Consider the following 26166-nt stretch of genomic DNA (forward strand, 5'->3'; position numbering starts at 1 on the left):
CATAGCCGCTGCCGACCGTCGCCGAGGTGTGCGCCACGACACACCAACTCTATCGCAACGGAATCGTAATGCCCATGTAGTCCGTTACGGACGTGTATCGCCGGATCTGTCCGCACCCGCGACGACCTGCGCAATTGCCGGTCCGGACGTGGCTACCGCCACAGCGGAGAGCATCTCCTGGTGGGTGGCCTCGACCGGGTGGTCAGCAATGATCCCGCTGACGTACGGGCGCCATCGCGAGGCCCCGTCCCCCAGCTTTTGGGGGGTCCGCAGGGCGGTGAAATAGGTCAGATCTCCGTCGAATCGTGCGGGTTCGAGTTCGGTGAGAAGCGCCACCGAGCGCAGTGCGCCGCGGTACATGCCCACGAACTGCGCGCGCGAGATCGGCGTGTCCGCGGCGAGTGTTGTGTGCAGTGATTCCAGTGCCTCGTCGCCGAGTTCGGTGAGTTGGCTGGGCAGTTGCCGCTCGGGTATGCCGAGTTCGGTGAGCACGTGCCGCAATTCGGTGGCGAAGTCGGCGAGTGCGGCGCCGGGGAGGCTGTCGAGCATCGTCAACGACGCCACCGTCTCGCCCTCAGCTTGCAGGCGGGTCGCCACGGCCTGCGCCAGCACGCCGCCGAGGGACCAGCCGAGCAGCTGATAGGGGCCATGGGGCTGGACGCCGCGGATTTCGGCCAGGTAGCGGTCGACCAGCTCCTCGGCTGAGGCGGGCCGGAATTCCGGATCGCCCAGTGCCGGCGACTGGATGCCGACCACGGGCTGATCCTCGGGCAGGTGCGGCACCAGGCTCGCGTAGGCCCAGGCCAGACCCGAGACGGGGTGCACACAGATCAGCGGCGGGCGGGTGCCACGGCGGGCGATCGGCAGCACGACCGCGAGTGCTGCTTCGAGGTCGGCCGCGTCCGCGGGGCCGTCGCTGATTCTGGTAGCGAGGCCGGCGACGGTCGGGTCGGCGAAGAACCCGGCGACGGTGAGCTCCACGCCGGTGTGTTCGCGCAGGTGGTGCACGACGCGGGTGGCCAGCAGTGAGTTGCCGCCGAGAGCGAAGAAGTCGTCGTCGAGGCCGGGGTTCCGCGCGCCGAGGACCTCGGTGAAGACGGCGGCTACGGCGATCTCGTGCTCGGTCTCGGGGGCGCGGTAGCGGCGGGGTTCGAGCACCGGCGCCGGAAGGGCGGGCCGGTCGAGCTTGCCGTTCGCGTTCAGCGGGAGGCGGTCGAGCACGACGAAGGCCGAGGGGACCATGTAGGACGGGAGTACCTGCGCCACCGCGGCTTTGGCCTGCGCGGTGGTGAGCGCCCCGCCGGGCGCGGGGACGACATAGGCAACCAGCCGGTCACCGAGTTGCGGGTCGGTCGTGGCGACGACCGCTGCCTGGGCGATCCGCGGTGCGGCGAGCAGGGCTGCTTCGATCTCGCCGAGTTCGATGCGGAATCCGCGGATCTTGACCTGGAAGTCGGTGCGACCGCGGTAGTCGAGTTCGCCGTCAGCGGTCCAGGCGACGAGATCACCGGTGCGATACATGCGGGCGCCGAGCTCGGAGAACGGGTCGGCGACGAAGCGGTCCGCGGTGAGGTCGGGTCGGCCGAAATACCCGCGGGCGAGCTGCGCGCCCGCCAGATACAGCTCTCCCGCGACACCTACCGGGACCGGACGCAGACGGGCGTCGAGGACGTAGACCCGGCTGTTCCGTTCGGGCCGGCCGATCGGGACCGTGGTGCGATCGGCGGTGGTGACGCGGTGGTCGGTGATGGAGACCGCGGCCTCGGTCGGGCCGTACAGGTTGTGCAGCGCCGCCGGGTTCGTCGCCAGGAACCGCTGGGCGGTGGCGGCGGGCAGCGCCTCGCCGATGGCGAGCACGCGCCGCAGCGACTTCGGCAGGGCACCGGCGGATTCGGTGAGCAGCGCATCGAGCATCGACGGCACCGCGTGCAGGGTGGTCACCGAGTGCGCGGCGAGCACGCGGAGCAGGTAGGCGGGGTCGCGATGGCCTTCTGGAGCGGTGATCACCAGGCGCCCACCGCAGATCGCGGCCGACCAGAATTCCCAGACCGACAGGTCGAAGGTGGCGGCGGTCTTCAACAGGACCGAGTCGTCGCGGCCGAGGCCGAACGCTTCTGTCTTCCACCGCAGCTGGTTGACGATGGCGGCGTGCGAGACGGCGACGCCCTTCGGCTTGCCGGTCGAGCCGGAGGTGAAGATGACGTAGGCGGTGTTCCCGGACCGCAACACCCCGATGCGCTCGCTCGCCGCGATCGGGTCGGCTGATACCGCCGACAGGTCCAGGGTGTCGACGGCGATCACCGGCGCACCCCGTGTCGCGTCGACGCCGGCGGTGAAACCGTCGCGCGTGGTGCTCAGTACGCAGGTCGGGGCAGCGGTCGCGAGCACATGCGATACCCGATCGGCGGGCTGGCCGGGATCGACGGGAACGTAGGCGGCGCCCGCCTGCGTCACCGCGTACATGGCGACGACCAGCTCGGTCGAGCGTCGCATCGCCAAGGCGACCCGGTCCTCGACGCCGACACCCTGCGCGATGAGGTGTCGCGCCAGCTGATTCACGCGCGCCGCGAAGCCGCGATAGGTGAGCGTGGCGCCGTCGGCGTCGACGAGCGCCACACCGTCCGGGTTCGCGGCCGCGGTGTCGGCGAACAGGGCGGCGAGCGTCGTGGCCGGGGTGGTGTGGCCGGTCGCGTTCCAGTCGTGCAGGATTCGCGCACGCTCGGCATCGGAGAGCAGGTCGATCTCGTCGACGGCGCTGCCCGGCGCGGCGGCGATCGCGGTGAGCACTCGCGCGAAGCGATCCGCGTAGGACTGTGCGGTCGACTCGTCGAAAAGGTCCGTGGCGTAGGTGAACACGCCGCTGATCCCCTGCGCCACGCCGTCACTGTCGTAGCCGTCGGCGACGATGGCGTGCAGATCGAACTGGGACACCGCGAGGTCCACGTCGACGCCCTCGACCGCGGTCTCGCCGAGTTCCAGGCCGGAGCGGCTGAGGTTCTGGAAGGACAGGCCGACCTGGAACAGCGGGTGGCGGGCAGTGGAGCGGGCGGGGTTGATCGCCTCGACCAGCCGCTCGAACGGCAGGTCCGCGTTCGCGAAGACCTGGAGGTCGGTATCGCGCTGGCGGGCGAGCAGTTCGGTGAACGACTCACCGGTTCGCAGCGTGGTGCGAAAGACCAGGGTGTTGACGAACATGCCGATCAGGTCGTCGAGCGCGGCCTCGCCACGACCCGCGACGGGGGTACCGACCGCCAGATCGTCGGTGCCCGCGAGCCTGGCCAGCGTCACCGCGAGGGCGGTGTGCACGACCATGAACAGCGTCGCGCCCTGATCGCGCGCCACAGCCAGCAGGGCACGATGGGTTTCGGCGTCGACCTCGATCGGGACGCGACCACCGGCGAAGGACTGCACGGCGGGACGCGGCCGGTCGGCGGGCAGGTCGAGCTGGTCGGGCAGCCCGGCCAGCGCGTCACGCCAGTAGGCGAGCTGGGCCGAGGCCAGCGACCGCGGGTCGTCCTCGCTGCCGAGCAGGGCCCGCTGCCACAAGGCGTAGTCGGCGTACTGCACGGCCAGCGGCGCCCACTCCGGCGCGTCACCCGCCGAGCGGGCCGCGTAGGCGAGCATGAGATCCCTGGTGAGCGGGGCGAGTGAGGACCCGTCACCGGCGATGTGGTGCACGACCACCGCGAGCACCGCTTCGTCGCCACCGAGCTCGAACAACGCGACCCGCAACGGCACCTGGCCGCGCACATCGAACCCCGACGAACCGAACTCGCGCATGGCGGCGGTGAGCTGCTCGGGCGCGATCGAGCGCACCTCGAGCCTCGGCGTCGCCTCGGTGCCGGTCAGGATCTGCTGGATCGGCCCGTCGTCGGTCTCGGGGTAGATCGTGCGCAAGGTTTCGTGCCGGGCGACGAGGTCGGCGACGGCGGCGCGCAGGGCTTCGACATCGATGGCCCCGTGCAGCCGCACCGCCATCGGAATGTTGTAGGCGACCGAACCCGGGTCGAACTGATTGAGGAACCACATCCGCTGCTGGGCCAGCGACAGCGGAATCCGTGCGGGCCGCTCCCCCGCGGTCAGCGCGGGACGTGCACCCGCACCGGCGGATTCGGCGAGTCGCCGGGCCAGCGTTTCCACCGTCGACGCCTCGAACAGCAGCCGGACCGGAAACGCGGTGTCCAGCGCGGCGCCGAGGCGGGCGGCGACCTGGGTGGCCATCAGTGAGTTGCCGCCGAGGGCGAAGAAGTCGTCGTCGAGGCCGAGCTGCGTGTCGCCGAGGTCGAGCACCTGAACGAAGGTGCCTGCCACGATCTCCTCGACCGCCGTGGTGGGAGCACGGAATTCGGCGTGTTCGAGGATCGGTGCGGGCAGCGCCCTTCGGTCGAGCTTGCCGACCGGGGTGAGCGGGATGGTGTCGAGCTCCATCAGCACGGTCGGCACCATGTGCGCGGGCAGACTGCGCTCGGCGAAGGCGGTGAGCGCGGCGGTGTCGACGGTCGCACCCGGAGCCGCGTGCACGTAGGACACCAGAATGGTGGCGCCGCTGTCGAGTTCGTGACCGATGGTGGCGGCGAAGTCGAGGCTCTCGTGGGCCGAGAGCACCGCGTCGATCTCACCGAGCTCGATGCGGAAACCACGGATCTTGACCTGGAAGTCGTTGCGGCCCACATAATCCAACGCGCCATCGGCTGTCCAGCGGACCAGATCACCGGTGCGGTAGAGGCGAGAACCGGCCGGGTCGAACGGATTCGCGACATAGCGCGAGGCGGTCAGGCCCGGGCGGGCGTGGTAGCCGCGGGTCAGCTGGGCGCCGGTGATGTAGAGCTCGCCGGTGACGCCGGGCGGAACGGGGCCGAGCCGGTCGTCGAGGACGTATTCGGCGACCCCGTTGATCGGGCCGCCGATGGTCATCGGGTCGCCCGGTTTCAGCGGCACACTGATGTTGGTGACGATGGTCGTCTCGGTGGGCCCGTACACGTTGTGGAATTCGCGCAGGGTGCCGTCGGCGAGCGGAATCGCCCAGCGCCGCATCAGATCCGGTGCAACAGCCTCGCCACCCACCGCCACCACCCGGAAGTCGTCGAGCCCGTCCGGGTCGATCGAGGCCAGCGCGGCCGGAGTGATGAACGCGTGGCTCACCCGTTCCCGCCGCAGCAGCGCGGCCAGATCGTCGCCGCCGTACACACTCGGGTCGACGATCACCATCGTGGCGCCCGCGCCGATCGCCAGCAGCAGCTCCAGCAGCGAGGCATCGAAGGACGGCGACGCAAAATGCAGCGTGCGCGAGGTGGATTCGACACCGTAATGGCGACGCTGCTCCTCGCTGAACCCCGCGAGCCCGGCCTGCGTCACCGCGACGCCCTTCGGCAGGCCGGTGGAGCCGGAGGTGTAGATGAGGTACGCGAGATCCTCGGCCCGCACCGGACGAAGCCGGTCGGCGGAGGTGATCGCCTCGCCGGAGAGGTCGTCGAAGGGATCCGCCTGGTCGCCGCCGTCGAGTGGGAGCCATTGCACCTGCGCGGGAAGTCCGGCAGCCACAGCCGCGACGGTCAGCCCGAAGACCGCGCCGGAGTCGGTGACCATGTGCGCCACCCGGTCCGGTGGGTAGTTCGGGTCGACGGGGACGAAGCCCGCTCCGGTCTTGGTGACGGCCCACACGGCGAGGACCGATTCGATGGAGCGCGGGATTCCGATGGCGACCAGGTCGCCCGCGCCGATGCCACGACCGATCAGGAAGCGGGCGATGCGGTTCGAACGCTCGTCGAGTTCGGCGTAGGTGAGGCTGCCGAGGGTGCGGGCGGCGTCGGCGAGGACGACCGCGAGACCGTCGGGGTTGGTCTCGACCGCGGTGGCCAGCAGCTGTGCCAACGCGGTGACGCGCGGGCGACGCGTACGAACCGGTCGGGTTCTTGCCGGTCGTGTCATAGCTGTTCCACCTCACCCATCACCGAAACTTGTTGTCCCGCAGCGGAGCCCCGCGCCGCGAGCGCCGCTCACGCCACCGGGGCGCGCAGATCTCCGAGTACCAGCACTGCCTCGGCCGCTCCCGGATTGCCGGGTGCGGCATCGTCGGCGATCAGCGCCCGCAGATCACCGAGCTCGGCGGTATCGAGCGCCTCGATCCCCACCCGGTCACCGAACAAGTGGGTCACCCACTCCTCGGCCAGTGACGCCGACAATCCGTTGGCTACCCCGGTGTCCGCGACGCCGGGCACCAGCACCATCGATGCGCCCGCAACGCCCGCGGCCACCGGCTCGACCAGAGCAGTGAAGCTGTCGGCCGAGCCGTAGCCGAAGGTGCGGGCTTCGAAGGTCAGGTCGGTGCCGGCGCGTACCTGCGCACCCGCCGTGGCGAGTTCGTCGTAACTGCGGGTGCCGTCGGCGCCGACGAAGGCCGGGTCACCGCCGCGCAGGGCTCGGGTCCGGTCGGCATAGGTGACCGGACGCGCCGACTGAGTGGACAGTTCGGTCTTGATCGCCGGGTCGTCGAGCGAGATCCAGTCGACACCGCGAGGTTCGCCGACGGTGATACTCAGTTTCGCGGCGGGTTCGGCGGGCGACTCGGTGTCGGTCACCGGGACCACGGCCGCGCCTGCCTTGAGGATCGCCCAGACCGCGACGGCCCAGTCGACGCCACGCGGAAGATCAACGGCCACACCGTCTCCTGGCCCGAAGCCGCGCCCGATCAGCAGGCGGGCCAGGCGGGCGGAGCGGGCGTCGAGCTGCTCGAAGGTCAGCGCGTCGTCGCCCCAGACCAGCGCGGGGCCGTCGGGGTCGTCCTCGGCGGCGGCGGTGAAAGCCTGCGCCAGAGTGGTGCCGCCCGACGGGGTGCTCGGCGCGGGCGCCTTGGCCGCGCCGGCGAGCAGCCGGGTGCGTTCGGACTCGTCGAGGATGTCGATGTCGCCGATACGGATCTGCGGGTCGGCGGCGACGGCGGTCAGGATGCGGGCGAAGCGGGCGCCGATGCTGCGCACGGTGGCCTCGTCGAACAGGTCGGTGGCGTAGTTGAACAGCGTGACCAGCTCGTCGGGGTCACCGGCGGCGGTGAAGCGCGGTTCGACGTCCACCTGCAGGTCGAACTTGGCGGCGATCGCGGTGTCCAGCGCGTTCACGGTGAGGCCGGGCAGTTCGAGCGCGGCCGCCTCGTTGTTGCTGAAGGTGAGCGCCACCTGGAACAGCGGGCTCTGCGCACTGCCCCGGCCCGGTGCGACGACCTCGGCGACCCGCTCGAACGGCAGGTCGGCATTGGCGAACGCGCCGAGGTCGGTCTCCCGCGCCACGTCCACGGCCTCGTCGAAGGAACCGGCCGGATCGAGAACGGTGCGCAGGGTCAAGGTGTTGACGAACATGCCGACCAGCTCGTCGAGCGCTCGCTCACCGCGCCCGGCGACAGCGGTGCCGATGGCTATGTCGGAGGTGCCCGACAAGCGGCCGAGCAGCACAGCCAGCGCCGCGTGCACGACCATGAACAGCGACGACTTGTGCTCGCGCGCCAAGTGATTGAGGGCGGCGTGCACCTCGGCCGGCAACCGCAGCTCGGACGTGGCGCCGCGCAGAGTCGGTACCGACGGCCGCGGGCGGTCCTGCGGCAGCTCCAGCAGCGGTGGCACGTCGGCCAGCTGGGTGCGCCAGTAGTCGAGCTGGGCGGCGGCCAGGGATTCCGGCTGCTCGTCGTCGCCGACGACCGCCCGCTGCCACAGCGCGAAGTCCGCGTACTGCACTTCCAGCGGCGTCCACGCCGGGCTCTGGTGCGCGGCACGCGCCACGTAAGCGGTCATCAGATCGCGAGCGAGCGGGGCCAAGGACGCGCCGTCGGCCGAAATATGGTGCACCACGACAACAAGCAGCCACTCGGCCGAAGTCCCGTCGGTGAGCAACCGCGCACGCAGCGGAACCTCCCGCGTCACATCGAAGCCGGCGCCGGCCAATTCGCCTGCACGAGTGAGGATATCGGTGGTCGTCTCGACCTGGAGCCCCTCGGGCAGCACATCGGCCACGGAGAGGATCTCCTGGAAGGGACTGCCGTCGGACACCGGGAAGAAGGTGCGCAGCGATTCGTGTCTGCCGAGCACGTCGGTGACAGCGGCGCCGAGCGCGGCGATGTCGAGCTCGCCGGTGAGGCGGATCGCGAAGGGGATGTTGTAGGAGCCCGAGGCGGGGTCGACCTGGTTGACCACCCACATGCGCTGCTGAGCCAGCGACAGCGGAATGCGCTGCGGCCGTTCGGCGGCGACCAGCGGCGGGCGGGCGGCGGCACCGCTCGCACCACCGACGCGCGCGGCCAGAGCCGACACGGTGGGCGTCTCGAACAGGTCGCGAATGGCCAGGTGGGCGTCGAGCGCCTCGTTGATGCGGGCGATCGCCCGGGTGGCGAGCAGCGAGTTGCCGCCGAGCGCGAAGTAGTCGTCGTCGGCGCCGACGCGGGCCATGCCGAGCAGTTCCGCGAAGACCCCGGCGACGATCTCCTCGGCGGGACTGGTGGGAGCGCGGAATTCGCCGGCGGTGAACGCGGGGGCGGGCAGCGCCTTGCGGTCGAGCTTGCCGCTCGGATTCAGCGGGAAGCCGTCCAGCACCGTGACGACGGTCGGAACCATGTAGGTGGGCAGCGAGTCCGCCACGGCCGTACGCAGCGCCGCGGGGTCGGGCTCCGCGCCGGGCCGCGCCACCACATACGCCACCAGGTGCTGGCCGGACGCGGTGTCGAGTACCAGGGCCACGGCCTGGCTGATCGCCTCCTGTGCGAGCAGGGCGGTCTCGATCTCACCGAGCTCGATGCGCTGACCGCGGAACTTCACCTGGAAGTCGGTGCGGCCCAGGTATTCCAGCGCGGGCTCGGCCGAGGATCCACCCCAGCGGACGAGGTCGCCGGAGCGGTACATCCGCGCGCCGGGCTCGAAGGGGTTGGCCACGAACCGATCCGCGGTCAGACCGGGACGGGCGACATAGCCGCGCGCGAGCTGGTCGCCGGCGAGGTACAGCTCGCCGACCACTCCGGCAGGCACCGCGCGCAGGCGTGAATCCAGCACGTAGACACGGGTGTTCCACTCCGGCACGCCCATCGGCACCGAACCGCGGTCGGAATCGCTCGCGGGCCATCGCGTCACGGTGACAGCAGCCTCGGTGGGCCCGTACAGGTTGTGCACCGCCGCCGTGGACACGCGGGCCACGTCGGCCACGGTCTCGGTGGGCAGCGCCTCACCGGCGGCGAACACCGCACGCAGACTGGGAATCGCACCGGCGGTGGTGTGCGCGGCGAAGACCGACAGCATCGACGGCACGAAGTCGGTGAGCGTCACGCCCTGTGCCGCGATCGTTTCGGCGAGATACAGCGGGTCGCGATGTCCGTCGTGGGTCGACACGACCAGCTTCGCGCCGGTCCGCAGCGGCAGGAAGTAGCCCCACAGCGACACATCGAACGTGGCGGGCGTCTTCTGCAGATACACATCCGACGGGCCGATCCCGTACTCGGCGCCCATGTAGACCATCTGGTTGACGATCGCCGCGTGCGACACCGCCACACCCTTGGGGCGCCCGGTGGAACCGGAGGTGAAGATGACATAGGCCGGGTTCTCGGGCCGGACCGGCCGAGCCAGCTCGACAGGGGCAGCCGAGAACTCCTCGAGCGCAACGGAATCCACCAGGATCACCGGCACATTCGCGGGCACCTCGATCGCATCCGCGGTGGTGCTCAGCACCGCGGCGGGCGCGGCGGTGTCGAGAATGTGGGCGATGCGATCGGCCGGATGGTCCGGGTCGATCGGCACATACGCACCGCCGGCGGTCACGATCGCGTACATCCCGACCACCAGATCGAGCGAGCGCCGAACGGCGAGGCCGACCAGGGATTCGGGACCGACACCGTGCGTCACCAGCAGCCGGGCGAGGCGGTTGACCCGCTCGTCGAACTCCCGATAGGTCAGCTCGGCGCCCTCGTACACGACAGCGACAGCATCGGGGTGCGCGGCCACCGCACGTCGATAGCCGTCGAGCAACAATTCCGGCGCGAGGTCATGGCGAGTGTCGTTCCACTGCACCAGGATCCGGTCCAGCTCGGCGGGCTCCAAGAGCTCGATCGCACCGAGCGGCCCGGCGGGCGCGGCGACGATCGCGGCCAGCAATCGCTGGAACCGATCGGCGAACCCGGCGACGGTCTCGGCGTCGAACAGATCGGTGGCGTAGGTGAGCCCGACCGCGATGCCGTGCGGCGCACCGTGGCGATCGGTGTCCTCCACCATCTCGAACTGCAGGTCGAACTTGGCGAACGGAATGGTCATCTCGACGCCCGCGACGGTCAGACCGGGCAGCTCCAGTGCCGTGCGCGCCATGTTCTGGAAGGCGAGCATCACCTGGAACAGCGGGTGCCGCGCGGTCGAACGGGCCGGGTCGAGCAGCTCGACCAATCGCTCGAACGGCACATCGGCGTGACCGAAGGCCGCGACGTCGACCGCACGGGTCGAGGCGAGCAGTTCTTCGAAGCTGTCCGCCGGGTCGACCTCAGTGCGCAGCACCAGGGTGTTGACGAACATGCCGATCAGGTCGTCGAGGGCGGCGTCGCCACGACCCGCGACGGGGGTGCCGATGGCGATGTCGCTGCTGCCCGACAGCCGGGCCAGCAGCGCCGACAGCGCGGCGTGCACCACCATGAACAACGTCGAATTGTGTGCGCGCGCAATCTGATCCAGCCCGGCGTGGACCTCGGCCGGGATGCGGAAGTCCAGGCTCGCACCCCGGTAGGAGGCGGTGGCGGGCCGCGGCCGATCGGTGGGCAATTCGAGCTGGTCGGGCACACCGGCGAGCTGGGTGCGCCAGAAGTCGATCTGCTGGGTCAGGATCGACTCCGGGTCGTCCTCGGTCCCGAGCACGGCCCGCTGCCAGAGCGTGAAATCGGCGTACTGGACGGCCAATTCGGGCCAGCCCGGCGCGTTACCCGCGCTGCGCTGAACGTAGGCGGTCATCAGGTCGCGGGTGAGCGGGCCCATCGACACACCGTCACCGGCGATGTGGTGCATCACGCAGACCAGTACGTGCTCGGTCGCGCTCAGTCGCAGCAGCCGCAGGCGCAGCGGCGGAGCCACGGTGACATCGAAGCCCGCGCTGACGGTCTCGGTGACCAGGGCCGCGATCGCGTCCTCGCCTGCCTCGTCGGCCGCCAGAGCGGGCACTGCGCGCGGGTCCGACAGCGGCAGCACCAGCTGCGTGCCGACCCCGTCGACCGGCGGATACATCGTGCGCAGCACCTCGTGGCGGGCCACCAGGTCGGTGACCGCGACACGCAACGCGTCGACATCGAGCGCGCCCGACAGGCGCACCGCGATCGGCATGTTGTTCACAGCGCTGGCCGGATCGAACTGGTTGAGGAACCACATCCGCTGCTGGGCGAACGACAGCGGGATCGAGTCGGGGCGCTGCTGCGCGACCAGCTCCTGGCCGGAACCGGTGCCGATATGACGTTCGACGCGTTCGGCCAGCCCCGAGACCGTGCTGACCTCGAACAGCACCTGCACCGGAATCCTGGTGTCGAGCGCGGCGCCGATGCGCGTGGCGGCCTGCGCGGCCAGCAGCGAGTTGCCGCCGAGCTCGAAGAAGTCGTCGTCGGCACCGACCCGGATCTCGTCCGGCGCACCGGCGGTGAGCAGTTCGGCGAAGATGTCGGCCACCACCTGCTGCACCGGAGTCACCGGCGCGCGGAACTCACGCACCGCGAAAACGGGCTCGGGCAACGCCTTTCGGTCCAGCTTGCCCACCGGCGTCAGCGGGATCCGGTCCAGCACCATGATCGCGGCCGGAATCATGTAGCCGGGCAACGATTCCGCGAGGAACGCGTCGAGCGCGGTCACCTCGACCGTGGCGCCGGAGCGGGGCATCACGTACGAAACCAAAGCTGTCACACCGGAAGGCAGCGTCTTGCCGAGCGTGGCCGCGAAGTCGATGTCGGGGTGCGCGGTGAGCGCGTTGTCGATCTCACCGAGCTCGATCCGGAAACCGCGGATCTTCACCTGGAAGTCCGAGCGGCCCATGTATTCGATGACGCCGTCACCGGATTCGCTGCGCCGCACCAGGTCTCCGGTGCGGTACAGGCGGGCGTTCGCGTCACCGGATTCGGCGCCGAACGGGCTGGCGACGAAACGTTCAGCGGTCAGCGCGGGGCGGTTCAGGTAACCCTGTGCCAGCGCGGGACCCGACAGATACAGCTCGCCGATCACACCCGCGGGCACCGGCCGCAGCCGCGAATCCAGCACGAACGCACCGACACCGGCGATCGCGGCACCGATCGTCACCGGCGCGGCCGGATCCATCGGCGCGGTGCTGGTGGCCAGGATGGTGGCCTCGGTGGGGCCGTAGCCGTTGTAGAACTCACGCTCGCCCACGGCCCAGCGACCGACCAGTTCCGGACCGAACTTGTCACCGGCGACGACCACTACGCGCAGGTCGTCCAGGTCCGCCGGATCCACCGATTCCAGCGCGCCCGGGGTGATGAGCATGTGCGAAACCTGTTCGCGACGCAGCAGTTCCGCGAGCTCGAAACCACCGAACACACCGGGCGGCGCGATCACCAGGGTGGCGCCCGCGGAGAAGGTGAGCAGCAGTTCGAGCACCGACACGTCGAAGTTCGGCGAACACACGTGCAGCACGCGCGAGTCGGCGGCGACGCGGTAGTGCGCGCGCTCGGCGGCGACCAGACCGGCCAGACCGGTGTGGGTCACCACGACGCCCTTGGGCTTGCCGGTGGAGCCCGAGGTGTAGATCACGTAGGCCGGGTGCCGCTCGTCGAGGGTGCGGATCCGGTCGGTGTAGGAGATCGGGTGCGCGGGCTGGGCCGCGATCGTGGTGGCCGTCTCGGCGTCGTCGAGCTCGAGCCAGGTCAGCGCCGTACCGAGCACGTCGCGATGCGCGGCGGTGGTGAGTCCGAGCACCGCGCCGGAGTCGGACACGATGTGCGCGATTCGGTCGGCCGGGTAGTTCGGGTCCACCGGGACGTAGGCGGCGCCGGTCTTGGCGATCGCCCACACCGCGAGCACGGAGTCGATCGACCGGGCGATGCCGATGGCGACGACGTCGCCGGGGCCGATGCCACGAGCGATGAGCGTGCGAGCCAGCTGCGAGGACCGCTGATCGAACTCGGAGTAGGTGAGCTGACGCTGGTCGGCCGGGTCACCGGACGGGTTGAACCGGACCGCGACCCGATCGGCGGCCGATTCGACCGCTCCCGTCAGCAACTGCCCGAATGTCGGACTGCTCGACCGGCGACGGCGATTACCGCGGGCAGAACGACGGGCAGTTTCCATTCGAGTTCATTCACCTCTCATCGCGTCTGCACGTGCGGCTGCCCCGCACCGTGCAGATCGAGTCATCATATAGACCGGTCACACAATGTCCGAGTCAGCGTGCCCCCGGTGCTCGGGGCCCAGAGGACTATCGGCCCGGCCCTGGAACGTGTTGCCCCCACGAACGGCAAAGTGACGGGGCTCATAAGAACCACCGTCACTCGCTAACGCTGTCAAAGCACAACGCGTACACCGCCCCTTAGGGAGGGGCGCGCCAGCGCTCCAGAAACTCAGTGCGCGGAAGGGCCCCATTCCAGCGGCACGCCCTTGGAAGCGAGATACGGAATCGGGTCCATCTTGGCGCCGCCCTGATCCCAGATCTCGAGGTGCAGGTGCGGGCCGGTGGACTGGCCACGGTTGCCGACGGTCGCGATGACCTGGCCCGCGTTGACCCGCTGGCCTTCGCTGACCAGCATTTCGTTGACGTGGCCGTAGACGCCGGTCGTGCCGTCGTCGTGCAGCACCCGCACCCACAGGCCGAAGCCCGACGCCGGGCCCGCCTCGATGACGGTGCCGTTGGACACGGACTTGATCGGGGCGCCGATCGAGTCGGCGAAGTCGAGGCCGTAGTGCATGGCACCCCAGCGCGAGCCGAAGCCGGAGCTGATCGGGCCCGCGACCGGGCGGGTGGCCTGCGGCGGCGCGACCTGGTGCTGGATGCCCTGAAGGATGTCCTCGACCTGCGACAGCGGGCCGGAGATCTCGGGGGGCAGGTTGCCGATTCCGAAGGGCGCGGCCACGGGGGCGGCGATCGGCGCGGCGACCGCGGTCACCGGCGCGGGGGTCTCGACGTGCGCGGCGACTTCCTGCGCGGCGACGAGGTCGACATCCTGGCGGGCCGACTCGGGAACGACCGATTCCTCGACGCTGTCGTCGTGGGTCGGCAGCAGCGGCGCGGCGAAGGCCAGGGCCGGGGCGATCTGAGCGGTGACGCCGACCAACGCGCCCGCGGCGACCGCGGCACTGGCGGCGACCCGGACTCGATCGGAACGCGACGCCTCGGCGCGGTGCCTGCTCCTGCTCGGGCTCCGGCCATCCGCGTGCGCAAGCAGGGCCTGCACGGAGATGGATTCGGGACCCACACGGTGCTGCGACAAGATCTCGTCCTAGCGTCCGACAACAAGGAAACGAAACCGGTCTGCGACCGGCCCGGAGACCACCTGGGTGTTCTCCGATGCCGAACTATGTGTAACGGTTCGGCATACGTTGTGACGCGAACTCTACTCGGCCGTGACCATTCCGCAACCTTCTGTCACGAAATCGCAGGTAAATGACGTGCCGCACAGTAACGATCACAGTGTCCGATCCACCACACGCGCTGTCACCGGGCCTGAACACGGTCCCGACCGACCAGACTCGACCCATGGTGATCGAGACCTTGACCGTCCCCATCGTCGCCGCGCCCATGGCGGGCGGCCCGTCCACACCCGAGTTGGTGGTCGCCGTCGCGGCCGCGGGCGGTTTCGGCCAGCTCGCCGCCGGATACCTCGGCACCGAGGCGGTGGCAGCGCAGATCGAGGCGACGAGAGCCGCCACCACGGCGCCGTTCGGGGTGAACCTGTTCGCGCCCGGCGTGGTGGCCGATCCGGCCGGCTACGCCACCTACCTCGCCGAACTCGGCGCCGAATTCCCGATCGGCACCCCTGAGCACGACACCGACGGATGGGACGACAAGCTCGATCTGCTGGTGGCCGATCCGGTCGCCGTGGTCTCGACGACCTTCGGCTGCCCCAGCGCGGTGGAGGTGGACCGGCTGCACGCGGTCGGCTCGGAGGTGTGGGTCACGGTCACCTCCCCCGCCGAGGCACTGATCGCCGTCGAAGCGGGGGCCGACGTATTGATCGCCCAGGGCGCCGAGGCCGGTGGGCACCGCGCGAGCTTCCTCGACGATCCCGCCGACGACCCGATCGACCCACCCGGCCTGCTGACCCTGATCCAGCTGCTCACCGCCGTCACCTCCCGTCCGCTCGTCGCGGCGGGCGGGATCGCCACCGGCGCCGGCGTGGCCGGGGTGCTGGCGGCCGGTGCGTCGGCGGCGCAGATCGGCACCGCGCTGCTGCGCTGCCCGGAAGCCGGCACCAACGCCGTGCATCGGGGTGCGATCGGGACGCCGGAACCGACGATGCTCACGCGCGCGTTCACCGGACGTCGCGCTCGCGGGATCCGCAACCGTTTCCTCGTCGACCACACCGCCGACGCGCCCGCCGCCTACCCCGAAATCCATTACGCCACCGCCCCCTTGCGGGCCGCCGCGCGGGCGGGCGGCAACACCGACGAAGTGAATCTGTGGGCGGGGCAAGCGCACTCGCTGAGCACCGGGCAACCGGCAAGCGAACTGGTCACCGACCTCGCCGCCGACGCGAAAAGCGCACTCCGGAAAGCACTTTCGGAACGAATCCAGGGTTATTGACAACGGATTTCGTTTAGACTCGGACCTGGCATCGCGTCCCGCCGACCACCCCCAAGCAGGAGGAGAGCCATGTCCCTCGATGTTCCCGCCGCATTACTCGAACGCGCAGAACAAGGCAATATCGACGACGCCGAATTCGTCGAATGTGTCCGTACCTCACTGCCTTACGCGTGGGAGGTGGTGAGCCGGGTGGCCGAAGACCTGCGCACCGGCACCGACGAATACGCCGACAACCGGATCCCGCCGCCGGACGAGGTGGCGCGCGGGCAGCTGCTGCGCGCCCTGGCCTCCGACGCCATCCGCGGCGGCCTGGAACGGCATTTCGGTGTGAAGCTGGCCTTCCAGAACTGCCATCGGGTCGCGGCGTTCCCGCTGTCGGCCGTCGGCGGGGAGACCTACACCACCTACATCAGCCCGCGTGCTCAGCTGTTGAACCAGAGCCCCGAGCTGCGCAACTGCTGATCGACGAAAAAGGCGGGCGTGGAAGCAATTCCACGCCCGCCTTGTCGTTCGTCTACACCGTGACGACGTCCAGCTCGCCCTCGGCGTACTGGGCGCGCAGGCGCTTCTTGTCGAACTTGCCGACGCTGGTCTTCGGCACCTCGGCGATGAAGGTCCAGCGCTCGGGCAGCTGCCACTTGGCGAACTTGTCGGCCAGGTAGTCGCGCAGCTCGCCCGCCTCGGCGGCAGCGCCCTCGGCCAGCACGATGGCGACCAGCGGGCGCTCGTCCCACTTCTCGTCGGGCACACCGATGACCGCGGCCTCGGCGACGGCCGCGTGGCCCATCACCGCGTTCTCCAGATCCACCGAGGAGATCCACTCACCGCCGGACTTGATGACGTCCTTGGAGCGGTCCACCAGGGTGAGGTAGCCGTTGGCGCTGATCTTGCCGACATCACCGGTACGCAGCCAGCCGTCGTCGAACTTGTCCGGGTCGATCTCCGCGCCGGTGGGCGAGTAGTAGGAGCCGGTGATCCACGCGCCGCGGACCTCGAGCTCGCCGAGCGACTCACCGTCGTTCGGGACGACCTTGCCGTCGTCGCCGACCAGCCGGGCCTCGACGTTGGCCGGGAAGCGACCCTGCGTGTAGCGGTACTCCCAGGCATCGTCATCGCTGACGCCCGCGGGCGCGTGCGCGACGCTGCCCAGCGGGGAGGTCTCGGTCATGCCCCACGCGTGCAGGATGCGCACGCCGTGCTTCTCCTCGAACGCGCGCATCATCGCGGGCGGTACCGCGGAGCCACCGACGACCGCGGTACGCAGGTGCGAGATGTCCTGCGGCGCGGCGGCCAGCGCGGCCAGCACGCCGCCCCAGATGGTGGGCACCGCGGCGGCGAAGGTCGGCTTCTCGGCCGCCATCATCTCCAGCAGCGGGCCGGGCTGCAGGAAGCGGTCCGGCATCAGGACGTTGGCGCCCGACATCAGTGCCGCGTACGGCAGGCCCCAGGCGTTGGCGTGGAACAGCGGCACGATCGCCAGCACGTAGTCCGAGCCCTGGAAACCCATGCCGTTGGGCGAGTTCACCTGCATCGCGTGCAGCCAGTTGGAGCGGTGCGAGTAGACGACGCCCTTCGGGTCGCCGGTGGTGCCGGAGGTGTAACACATCGCCGCGGCGGACCGTTCGTCGACGACCGGGAAGTCGAAGTCGGCGGACTGGGCATCGAGCAGCTCGCGGTAGGAGTGCACGGTGACACCCTCGGGCGCGGTGAGCGCGGCCGGATCGCCGTTGACGACGATCACGTGCTGCACGGTCTTCAGGTTCGGTAGGTACTGCGCGAACAGCGGCACCAGCGTGCCGTCGACGAGCACGACCTTGTCCTCGGCGTGGTTGGCGACGAAGACCAACTGCTCGGGGAACAGCCGGATGTTGAGCGCGTGCAGCACCGAGCCCATCGCGGGCACCGCGATGTAAGCGACCATGTGCTCGTTGTTGTTCCACATGAAGGTGCCGACGCGGTCACCCTCTTCGATGCCGAGACCCCGCAGCGCGTTGGCCAGCCGGGCCGAATCGGCGCCGAGCTCACGGTAGGTCATGGTGCGAACACCGTCACCGGTCCATGTGGACACAGTCGAATCGCCCTGGAAAGTTGCGGCATAGTTGAGCAGTTTGGCCAGCGAGAGCTGGTCGTCCTGCATGGTGCTCAGCATCGGTGCTCCTTCAAGTCCCTGCCGTGGCATGAGCCACGTCACAACGGATGCTACCGAAAGGTTTGGGGCTCGCAATCGTTTCCTCCGACAACATTCCTGCAGGTCGGCTCGTCGTCACACACCGGGCGGCCGCGCGTGCGGCGGCTGACCATCGGGACCCCTATGGTGCGACGGCACTCCAGGGCCGGCATGTTCGGCGTTGTGTACCGCGTCGACGACCAGGCTGCGGACGTGGTCGTTGTCGAGGCTGTAGTAGATGGTGGTCCCCTCGCGACGGGTGCGCACGAGCCTGGCCATCCGCAGTTTCGCCAGATGCTGGGACACCGAGGGCCCCGGCTTGCCGACCCGGCTCGCCAATTCGTTCACCGAGAGTTCTTGATCGGCCAGCGCCCAGAGGACCTGAACCCTCGTCGGGTCGGCCAGCATTCGGAACACCTCGACCACCAACCCCACCTGATCCTCGGCCAGGGGTGAACGAGCATCTGCATTCATGCGCAGATAATAGAGCCACGCGGGCTCGCCTCGCCAGGGTCGACGAAGTGAACGGCGGATACTGTGACGAGCATGGCTGTTGACCGGATGCTGCCCACCGACGAGGCGCGCGACCTGATCGAACTGACCCGCGATATCGCCGACAAGGTGCTGGAGCCGAGGGTCGCCGAGAGCGAGAGGACCGGGGTCTTCCCCGACGGCGTCTTCCCCGCGCTCGGCGCGGCCGGGTTGCTCAGCCTGCCGTACCCGGAGGAATTCGGCGGCGGCGCACAGCCCTACGAGGTGTATCTCCAGGTCCTCGAGGAGATCGCGAGCCGCTGGGCCGCCGTCGCCGTCGCCGTGAGCGTGCACGGCCTGTCGTGCCATCCGCTGTTCACCTACGGCACCGACGAGCAGAAACAGCAGTGGCTCGAGGGCATGCTGTCGGGCGAAACCATCGGCGCCTACAGCCTTTCCGAGGCGCACGCCGGTTCCGACGCGGCCGCCCTGCGATGCCGGGCCACCCCCGTCGACGGCGGCTACAACCTCAACGGCACCAAGGCCTGGATCACCAACGGCGGCCGCGCCGACTTCTACACCCTGTTCGCCCGCACCGGCGAGGGTTCGCGCGGCATCTCCTGCTTCCTCGTCCCCGCGGGCACCGAGGGCCTGAGCTTCGGCAAGCCCGAGGAGAAGATGGGCCTGCGCGGCATCCCCACCACCACCGCCGCCTACGACGACGCGTTCCTGCCCGCCGAACGCCGCATCGGCGAAGAGGGGCAAGGACTTTCGATCGCGTTCAGCGCGCTCGACGCGGGCCGCCTCGGCATCGCCGCCGTCGCCACCGGCGTCGCCCAGCGCGCGCTCGACGAGGCCGTCGCCTACGCCAAGGAACGAGAAGCCTTCGGCCGCAAGATCATCGACCACCAGGGCCTCGGGTTCGTCCTGGCCGACATGGCCGCCGCCGTCGACACCGCCCGCGCCACCTACCTCGACGCCGCCCGCCGCCGCGACGCGGGCCTGCCGTATTCGCGCCAGGCTTCGGTCGCCAAACTGGTCGCCACCGACGCGGCCATGAAGGTGACCACCGACGCGGTCCAGGTCTTCGGTGGCTACGGCTACACCCAGGACTTCCCCGTCGAGCGCTACATGCGCGAAGCGAAGGTCATGCAGATCTTCGAGGGAACCAACCAGATCCAGCGCCTGGTCATCGCCCGCCACCTCGCCGGTAGCTAATAGGCAACGCGCTGATCAACAGCGGTCAGCGCGTTCGGGCAACCGATCAGTAAACTGGACGGCATCTCGACACCTCGACGAAATGAGGCGCGCGATGCTGTGGTGGCTGATCGTGATCGTGATCGTGTGCGTCGGTGCTCTGCTGTACCTGCGTGCCGAACAGAACAAGCGCAACGCGCGCGAGCTCGAGGAGGCGCAGGCCGACGCGCGAGTGACCATCGAGCGGCTCGGCGGACAGGTCTACCAGCTGACTCCGCGCAACGAAGCCGCACGACAGGCCCTGGCCGACGCGTCCGAACGCTACAACGCCGCAGGCGGTCAGATCGACCGCGCCGGCTCCCCCGCCCAGGCCCGGCTGGCCAAGCAGTCCGCGCTGGAGGGCCTCTATTACATTCGCGCCGCCCGCACCGCGATGGACATGGACCCCGGTCCTGCGATCCCGGCCATCGATGGCCAGGACATCGCCGGTCAGGTCGACGAGCAGCGCACCATCGCCCACAACGGCCGCTCGATCACCGCCTCCCCCGCCCCCTCCGCGGGCACACCGAACTACTTCCCCGGCGGCCGCGTGGCAGGTCGCCCCGTCCCCGCCGGTTGGTATTCCGAGCCGTGGTGGAAGCCCGCGCTCATCGCCGGAGCCTGGGGCGCGGGCTCGGCGCTGTTGTTCACGACGATGTTCGCCGGAATGGGCGGGGTCGGCTACGGCGCGCAAGCCTTCGAGGACGGCACCGGCGAAGCGGCCGTCGATCCCGGCAACGACCAGGGCGGATTCGACCCCGGCGACACCGGCGGCGACTTCGGCGGCAGCGGGGGTTATGACACCGGCGGAGGTTTCGACAGCGGTGGCGGCGGCGATTTCGGCGCCTTCTGACCCCGCCCAACGGGCCTCTGCCACCGAACCCGACCCCACGCTATACTCAGCTCGGCCAGCCCAGCCTGGCCACGCCTTCGTAGCTCAGGGGATAGAGCAACCCTCTCCTAAAGGGTAGGTCGCAGGTTCGAATCCTGCCGAGGGCACCACAGCGGCTGAGTACCGGAATCAGCTGCCCCCGCTTCGAGCGAGCGCTGTCGCAATTCCCCTACTTCCGAGCCGGCTGATTGCGCGATATGCCGAGCTGATCGGCGAAGTTCGAGTAGTCGACTACTCTACGCCGCGACTACGCCGGACCCTATTGTTGATTCGGTACTGGACGCCTTCTCGGGTCATTCCACACTGGTGCTGCGCCACCCCAGCGTGGCCGAGCATTGTGTGGCGCAATCCGGATCGAGTGTTTGGGCATGAACGACGATTTCTGGGACGATCTTCTCGCGCATATCCGGCAGCGGGTTCTGGTGCCGGTTGTGGGGCCCGACGTAACCAGGGTCGATATCGGCGACGCCGATCAATCATTCACCACACTCATCGGCCAACGCCTGGCCGAACGCTGGAACCTCTCCGTGCCGCCCGGACAAACCACCATGGATGCGGCGGTGGCGGCGTTCGTGCGCGAGCGCGGCCAAGACGAGATAGAGCGGTTGTATCGCGTCATCAACGACATCATCGTGGAGGTCGATCCAGAGCCCGGTGACGCACTCCGTGACCTCGCCGCGATCGATGACCTGCGTTTGTTCGTGAGCACGACGCCCGACCGAGTGCTCGCGAAAGCGGTGAACGCCGTCCGTTTCCAGGGAAGGCAAGGGGCACGAGAGATTTCGTTCTCTCCCAATCAGTCCACCAGCGAACAGTCGCGAAATGCCCAACCGGCCACGGCCACCGATACCGTCATTCTGAATTTGTACGGTCAAGCAGCCTCCACGCCTCAATACGCGATCCACGAGGAGGACCGGCTGGAGTGGCTGCACGCATTACTCAGCGAAAAGGCGAGCCTTCCCGACTGGGTCAGTTATCAACTGAAGGAACATCCCCTGCTCTTCATCGGCTGCGAGATCCCCGACTGGCTCGGACGGTTCCTCCTGCGGATGTCCAGCAATACCCGGCTTTCGCTGGAACGTATTCCATTTTTTATCGCAGGCTGCTCGACGTCACGAGAACCATCCCTCTCGAGCTTTTTCGCGACGTACTGCCGCAAGACGCTGGTCCAGCAACTCGACATCGACCCGGCGACCTTTGTCGCGGAATTACGCGCGCGCTGGGTGCAGCAGACCGCTCCGAGGCGCCATGACGCGGTGGGCGGCGCCGTTCGTCCGCTGCCGGACGCTCCGACGATCTTCATCAGCTACATGCGCGAGGACGCCGACGCGGCCAGGCGGGTCTGCGACGCCATCACGAGTCTCGGCGGTGACGTGTGGCTCGACGAGCGGCGGCTCAGCCCGGGAGATGCGTGGGAACACGAGATTCTGAGCAGTATCCGCCGAACCGTCCGTTTGTTCGTCCCGATCATCTCCGCGAACACCGAGCACGCGGAGGAAGGTTACGTTTTCAAAGAATGGTACGAGGCGGCAGATCGCGCACGTTCCATCCCGAGCCGCCGTTTCATCGTGCCCGTGGTTATCGACGACAACGACGATCGCAGCCCGAGCCGTTACCGGCAGATGCCGGACAGCTTCGGGCGCTTGCACTTCGGCAGGGCACCCGGCGGTGAGCCGGATCCGGGGCTCATCGCGATGCTGAAGGACGAGATCCGTGCGATGCGGCGGACAGCGGCATGACTACCATCACGCGAGCCGGGCAACTCGACAGCGAGAACCCGTGGCCGGGCCTGGAATCCTTCGAGGAGAACGGGCAGGCGTTCTTCTTCGGGCGCGACCGTGAAGCGGAGTCCTTACTGAACCACGTACGCGATGCTCCGGTCACGATCTTGTACGGGCGGTCCGGCCTCGGGAAGACCTCGCTGCTGCGAGCCGGCCTCTTTCCCGCACTGCGCGACGAACACTTCCTGCCGATCTACATACGCTTGGATCTCACGCAGAATGCGACGGCACTGTCTCGCCAGCTACACCGATCGGTGCGCGACTCGATCCGGACCGAGGCGCCCGACGCAATGTTGCCCGCCGACGACGAATCGCTGTGGGAGTACCTGCATCGCAAGGACTTCGAACTCTGGAGCGCACAGAACTACCCGCTCACACCGGTGATCGTTCTCGACCAGTTCGAGGAACTGTTCACCCTCGGTGAGCGCGTTCCAGATCTCGTCCGGGAATTCATGCACGACCTCGGCGACCTTGCCGAGAACCGGATCTCCGACGAGGTGGCCGCGCGGATCGACAGCGACGAGGCCGAGGCAGGCCGGTTCCGGCTCCGGTCGCAGAATTTCAAGTTGCTGATCACGTTGCGGGAGGACTTTCTGCCCAACCTCGAGGAATGGTGCCCGCTCATTCCCGCACTGGGACGCTCACGGATGCGGCTGCTTCCCTTTCGTGCCGACGCGGCGTTCGACGCGGTCTACAAGCCGGCCGGGCACCTGATCGACGATGCGCTCGCGCACCGGGTGGTGAGCATCATCGCCGGCGAAGACCTCCACCTCGGCCGGGATGCCTCATGGGTCGACGTCGATGACAATCTGACGGCCTCGGACGTGGAGCCCGCGCTGCTGAGCCTGTTCTGCCGCGAGCTCAACGAAGAGCGGAAACGGCGTGGGCGGGCGCGCTTCGACGAGCAGCTGGTCGAGGATGCCAAGCGCGACATCCTGTCGAACTACTACGCGTCGTGCGTGCGTGATCTGTCCCCGCGAGTCGCGGCGTTCATCGAGTCGGAACTGATCACCGAGAAGGGTTTTCGCGACAGCTACGCCCGTGAGGACGCGGTGCCGTCACGGCTGACCGACGACGAACTCGCCCGGCTGATCGGCTCGCGCCTGGTGCGGCTCGAGGAATACCACGGGGCGCAACGGATCGAACTGACCCACGATGTGCTCACGGGCGTCGTACGCGACCACCGCGACCGGCGACGCGCGGAGGAAGTGCGCGCGGCGCAGGCGGCCCATGCGGAAAAGGAGAAGCAAGCCCTGCTCGACGCTGCCGCCCGGCGTGAGGCCGAACTCGACGATGAGCGGCGGGCGGGACGGCGACTCAGGCGGCTGTCGACTGTCCTGGCAATGGTGTGCGTCGTATCGGTCGTGCTCGCGGTCTTGGCCGCGATCAATTGGCGATCGGCCGACGTCGCCCGCGAGGATGCCGCGGCCCGAAGCAGAGAGGTTTTCGCCGGGCGCCTGACCTCGCAGGCGCAGGCGATGCTGGCCGGCGACCGGCCCGGTGGCAAATTGGAGGCACTCGATAAATTGCTTGCAGCGCAAGATATCTCGACGAACCCGGACCTCGGCGCGCTGGGGACGACGTTGCGGAACGAGGCGCGCTTGCACAAGGTCATCGACCTGGCCGCGCAAGGTGGTGTGCTCAGTGCCGACGGCCGGCGGATTGCCACGCGCACACCGTCCGGAATCAAGCTGGTGGACACGGAGACGGCGAAGCCGCTCGGTGAGCCGCTCGATATCGACGGCACGCTCGTGGCGACAAGCCCGGACGGGCGGTATCTCGCGCTGAGTCACGGGGACGACATCATTCGAGTATGGGACTCGGCCACGGGCGAGCCGATCGGGCCGCCGGTGACGGGCGGCAAGAACTCACTGCGAGCCGCTGCCGTCAGCCCTGACGGTAACCGGGTCGCCGCGAGCTACGGCGATCACACAGGTCTGTGGGACGCCCGGACCGGGCGCAGGATAGGACCATCGCTGGGTGGGCGCGCCACACAGGTGCTGGCGCTGGCGTTCAGCCCCGATGGGAATCGCCTGGCTTCAGCAGGTACCGAGAAGACGGTAAAGCTCTGGGATGCGCGCAGCGGTTCGGCACTCGGCGAAACGGTAGCTGCCGGCGACCCGCGCATCAGCCGCAGCGAAGCGATACGGAGTCTGAGCTTCAGTCCCGATGGACACTTCATCGCCGCCGGCGGTAACACCATCGGCCTCGGTACATTGCTGGGCGCGGGCACACCGTTGCGGATCTGGAACGCCGATACCGGCGCCGCAGTCGGGAACCCGGTCACGGGCAATTTCGGCAACGTCCAATCGGTGGCATTCAGTCCGGACGGCGGCCGGATCGTCACAGGCGGCAGCGACAAGGCCGTACGACTGTGGGACTCGAAAACCGGTCAGCCGGTGGGCAATCCGCTCGGACTCAATGCGGCCGTCCGGCACGTCGCCTTCACCCGTGACGGCGACCGGATCGTCGCGGTGGCCGACGATACCGGCCAAGTATTTCACGCCGATCCCGCTGCGGCGTTGACCACCAAGGTAGGCGGTAGCACGGCGATCGGGCCGGTGTCGGTGGATACCAGGCACGGCGTGGACAGCCGCACGGATCGTCCGCGAATTCTCGTCCTTCGTGATGATGTACTGCGACGGCTGGACGTCGACACCGGTGAACAGATCGGGAACGTGATCGATTCCGAGGCACTCCGAGGAGGAACCCAGATCTCGTTCAGCCCGGATGAACGCTGGCTCGCGGTTGTAGGCCGGGACAACGATATCCGAGTCCTGGACGTAGCGAATGGGCGGCAGCGTGGCGCGCCGATGAAAGGGCACAACGACACGTTGAACACAGTGGAGTTCAGCCCGGACGGGAAGACACTCGCAACTGGAAGCAGTGACAATACGGTTCGACTCTGGGACTGGGCCGAGGGGCGGCAGATCGGCGAACCATTGACAGGTCACAAAAACTTCGTCCACAAAATCGCATTCAGCCAGGACGGCCGTCGCCTGTATTCCCTCAGCAGCGATTCCGTCCGTATCTGGGATACCGCCACAAGGCAACCGGTCGGTAAAGCAATGGAGAGCGACTTCTTCACGGGCATGACGCTCAGTCATGACGGCCGGCGCATCGCGGTCGCAGACGACGAGACGATCCGCCAATGGAACGCCGAAAGCGGTGACGCCGTCGGCGAGCCGTTCAAAGGCCACGACGATCCCATCGATTCCGTCGGTTACAGCCCCGACGGCAAGTATCTCGTCTCCGCCTCGACAGACCACACGCTGCGGTTCTGGGACGCCTACACCGGAGGTCAGATCGGACAACCGATCGTCACCGCCCCGGTCGGCCAAACCCCGCTTCTTGAATTCAGCAAGGACGGTCGTCGCGTTTTCATTGTTGCCCAGGGGGTCTCCTTGGACGGCAAGCCTCCGTTCGTGGGCGGCGGGATCTGGCAGCTTCCGGCGCCCGCCGCGTGGCGAGACGCGCTCTGCGACAAACTCACCTCGAATCCCAGCGACGAGCAATGGAAGAACTGGGTTTCGGACGACCTACCGACCGCCGAGCTGTGCTGGGGCAAACCCCAGGCATGATCCTGATTCCACGCTGCGCCCAAACCAATGGGGGCACCCTCGTTCCGCTGCTGGTGAACGAAGGCTACTGCGTCTCCGCGCCGACCTACGGCGCGCTGGACCTGCCATGGCAGGTTTCGGCGCTCGGCGGGATGACCGGGGTGACGAATATCGTTCTGCAAGAAGGCTGTTCGCAAGCCATCGCCGATCACCTCGGCATCGTCGCCGATCCCCGCGCAGCCTACGTGCTCGACGCCCTCGATCCGCAACACTCTCGCCCGGTGCCCTGCACGGCCGGATAATCGGCCAGAAGGCGGCCGG

The 26166-nt window shown here is 68.7% G+C and carries 11 protein-coding genes, 1 tRNA gene and 1 pseudogene; 8 read left to right on the plus strand and 5 right to left on the minus strand.

Going from position 1 to position 26166, the window contains the following annotated elements; all coding sequences use genetic code 11:
- Positions 1 to 84 precede the first annotated feature (84 nt).
- The 3 genes and pseudogenes from ACWF99_RS14545 to ACWF99_RS14555 form a co-directional block, all read right to left on the minus strand.
- Positions 85 to 5901: pseudogene (locus ACWF99_RS14545) on the minus strand (amino acid adenylation domain-containing protein); the annotation flags it as partial.
- Positions 5902 to 5996: 95 nt separating this feature from the next.
- Positions 5997 to 13289: an amino acid adenylation domain-containing protein gene (locus ACWF99_RS14550; protein WP_452536224.1), complete on the minus strand. Its 7293-nt coding sequence runs from the start codon at positions 13287 to 13289 to the stop codon at positions 5997 to 5999.
- Positions 13290 to 13558: 269 nt separating this feature from the next.
- On the minus strand, positions 13559 to 14425 hold the full coding sequence (locus ACWF99_RS14555) for a M23 family metallopeptidase (protein ID WP_378632128.1): 867 nt from the start codon (positions 14423 to 14425) through the stop codon (positions 13559 to 13561).
- Positions 14426 to 14691: 266 nt separating this feature from the next.
- Between ACWF99_RS14555 and ACWF99_RS14560 the strand changes: the two genes are divergently transcribed.
- Together ACWF99_RS14560 and ACWF99_RS14565 are read left to right on the plus strand one after the other, a co-directional pair.
- Positions 14692 to 15738 carry an NAD(P)H-dependent flavin oxidoreductase gene (locus ACWF99_RS14560; protein WP_379316103.1) on the plus strand — a complete coding sequence of 349 codons (1047 nt, stop codon included), beginning with the start codon at positions 14692 to 14694 and terminating at the stop codon, positions 15736 to 15738.
- A gap of 69 nt (positions 15739 to 15807) precedes the next feature.
- Positions 15808 to 16200 carry an SCO5389 family protein gene (locus ACWF99_RS14565; RefSeq protein WP_378632123.1) on the plus strand — a complete coding sequence of 131 codons (393 nt, stop codon included), beginning with the start codon at positions 15808 to 15810 and terminating at the stop codon, positions 16198 to 16200.
- Positions 16201 to 16252: 52 nt separating this feature from the next.
- On the opposite strand, the gene ACWF99_RS14570 is transcribed toward ACWF99_RS14565, so the two are convergent.
- Together ACWF99_RS14570 and ACWF99_RS14575 are read right to left on the minus strand one after the other, a co-directional pair.
- Positions 16253 to 17887, minus strand: a complete 1635-nt coding sequence (locus ACWF99_RS14570; protein ID WP_378632120.1) for a long-chain fatty acid--CoA ligase — start codon at positions 17885 to 17887, stop codon at positions 16253 to 16255.
- 114 nt (positions 17888 to 18001) lie between these two features.
- Positions 18002 to 18379, minus strand: a complete 378-nt coding sequence (locus ACWF99_RS14575) for an ArsR/SmtB family transcription factor (RefSeq protein ID WP_378632118.1) — start codon at positions 18377 to 18379, stop codon at positions 18002 to 18004.
- A gap of 72 nt (positions 18380 to 18451) precedes the next feature.
- On the opposite strand from ACWF99_RS14575, the gene ACWF99_RS14580 reads away from it, so the two are divergent.
- The 6 genes from ACWF99_RS14580 (at position 18452) to ACWF99_RS14605 (ending at position 26147) form a co-directional block, all read left to right on the plus strand.
- Positions 18452 to 19594, plus strand: coding sequence for an acyl-CoA dehydrogenase family protein (locus ACWF99_RS14580; protein WP_452536227.1), 1143 nt, complete (start codon positions 18452 to 18454; stop codon positions 19592 to 19594).
- A gap of 94 nt (positions 19595 to 19688) precedes the next feature.
- Entirely contained in the window at positions 19689 to 20465 is a 777-nt protein-coding gene (locus tag ACWF99_RS14585; protein WP_378632113.1) for a DUF1542 domain-containing protein, read from the plus strand.
- Positions 20466 to 20538: 73 nt separating this feature from the next.
- Positions 20539 to 20614, plus strand: a tRNA-Arg gene (locus ACWF99_RS14590).
- A gap of 258 nt (positions 20615 to 20872) precedes the next feature.
- Entirely contained in the window at positions 20873 to 22243 is a 1371-nt protein-coding gene (locus tag ACWF99_RS14595) for a toll/interleukin-1 receptor domain-containing protein (protein WP_378632110.1), read from the plus strand.
- The gene (locus tag ACWF99_RS14600) at positions 22240 to 25866 is read left to right on the plus strand and encodes an nSTAND1 domain-containing NTPase (protein ID WP_452536230.1); all 3627 of its coding nucleotides are present in this window, start codon (positions 22240 to 22242) and stop codon (positions 25864 to 25866) included. The genes ACWF99_RS14595 and ACWF99_RS14600 overlap by 4 nt, the downstream gene beginning before the upstream one ends.
- Positions 25863 to 26147: a hypothetical protein gene (locus ACWF99_RS14605; RefSeq protein ID WP_452536232.1), complete on the plus strand. Its 285-nt coding sequence runs from the start codon at positions 25863 to 25865 to the stop codon at positions 26145 to 26147. Before ACWF99_RS14600 ends, ACWF99_RS14605 begins: the two co-directional genes overlap by 4 nt.
- Positions 26148 to 26166: the final 19 nt, after the last annotated feature.

This window comes from Nocardia sp. NPDC055002, assembly GCF_053608825.1.

What these genes read in the sequence shown, in the direction of transcription:
- ACWF99_RS14585 (WP_378632113.1), top strand. Translation starts at nt 19,689, where the DNA reads ATGCTGTGGTGGCTGATCGTGATCGTGATCGTGTGCGTCGGTGCTCTG.
- ACWF99_RS14575 (WP_378632118.1), bottom strand. Translation starts at nt 18,379, where the DNA reads ATGAATGCAGATGCTCGTTCACCCCTGGCCGAGGATCAGGTGGGGTTG.
- ACWF99_RS14560 (WP_379316103.1), top strand. Translation starts at nt 14,692, where the DNA reads ATGGTGATCGAGACCTTGACCGTCCCCATCGTCGCCGCGCCCATGGCG.
- ACWF99_RS14570 (WP_378632120.1), bottom strand. Translation starts at nt 17,887, where the DNA reads ATGCTGAGCACCATGCAGGACGACCAGCTCTCGCTGGCCAAACTGCTC.
- ACWF99_RS14565 (WP_378632123.1), top strand. Translation starts at nt 15,808, where the DNA reads ATGTCCCTCGATGTTCCCGCCGCATTACTCGAACGCGCAGAACAAGGC.
- ACWF99_RS14605 (WP_452536232.1), top strand. Translation starts at nt 25,863, where the DNA reads ATGATCCTGATTCCACGCTGCGCCCAAACCAATGGGGGCACCCTCGTT.
- ACWF99_RS14550 (WP_452536224.1), bottom strand. Translation starts at nt 13,289, where the DNA reads ATGGAAACTGCCCGTCGTTCTGCCCGCGGTAATCGCCGTCGCCGGTCG.
- ACWF99_RS14600 (WP_452536230.1), top strand. Translation starts at nt 22,240, where the DNA reads ATGACTACCATCACGCGAGCCGGGCAACTCGACAGCGAGAACCCGTGG.
- ACWF99_RS14595 (WP_378632110.1), top strand. Translation starts at nt 20,873, where the DNA reads ATGAACGACGATTTCTGGGACGATCTTCTCGCGCATATCCGGCAGCGG.
- ACWF99_RS14580 (WP_452536227.1), top strand. Translation starts at nt 18,452, where the DNA reads ATGGCTGTTGACCGGATGCTGCCCACCGACGAGGCGCGCGACCTGATC.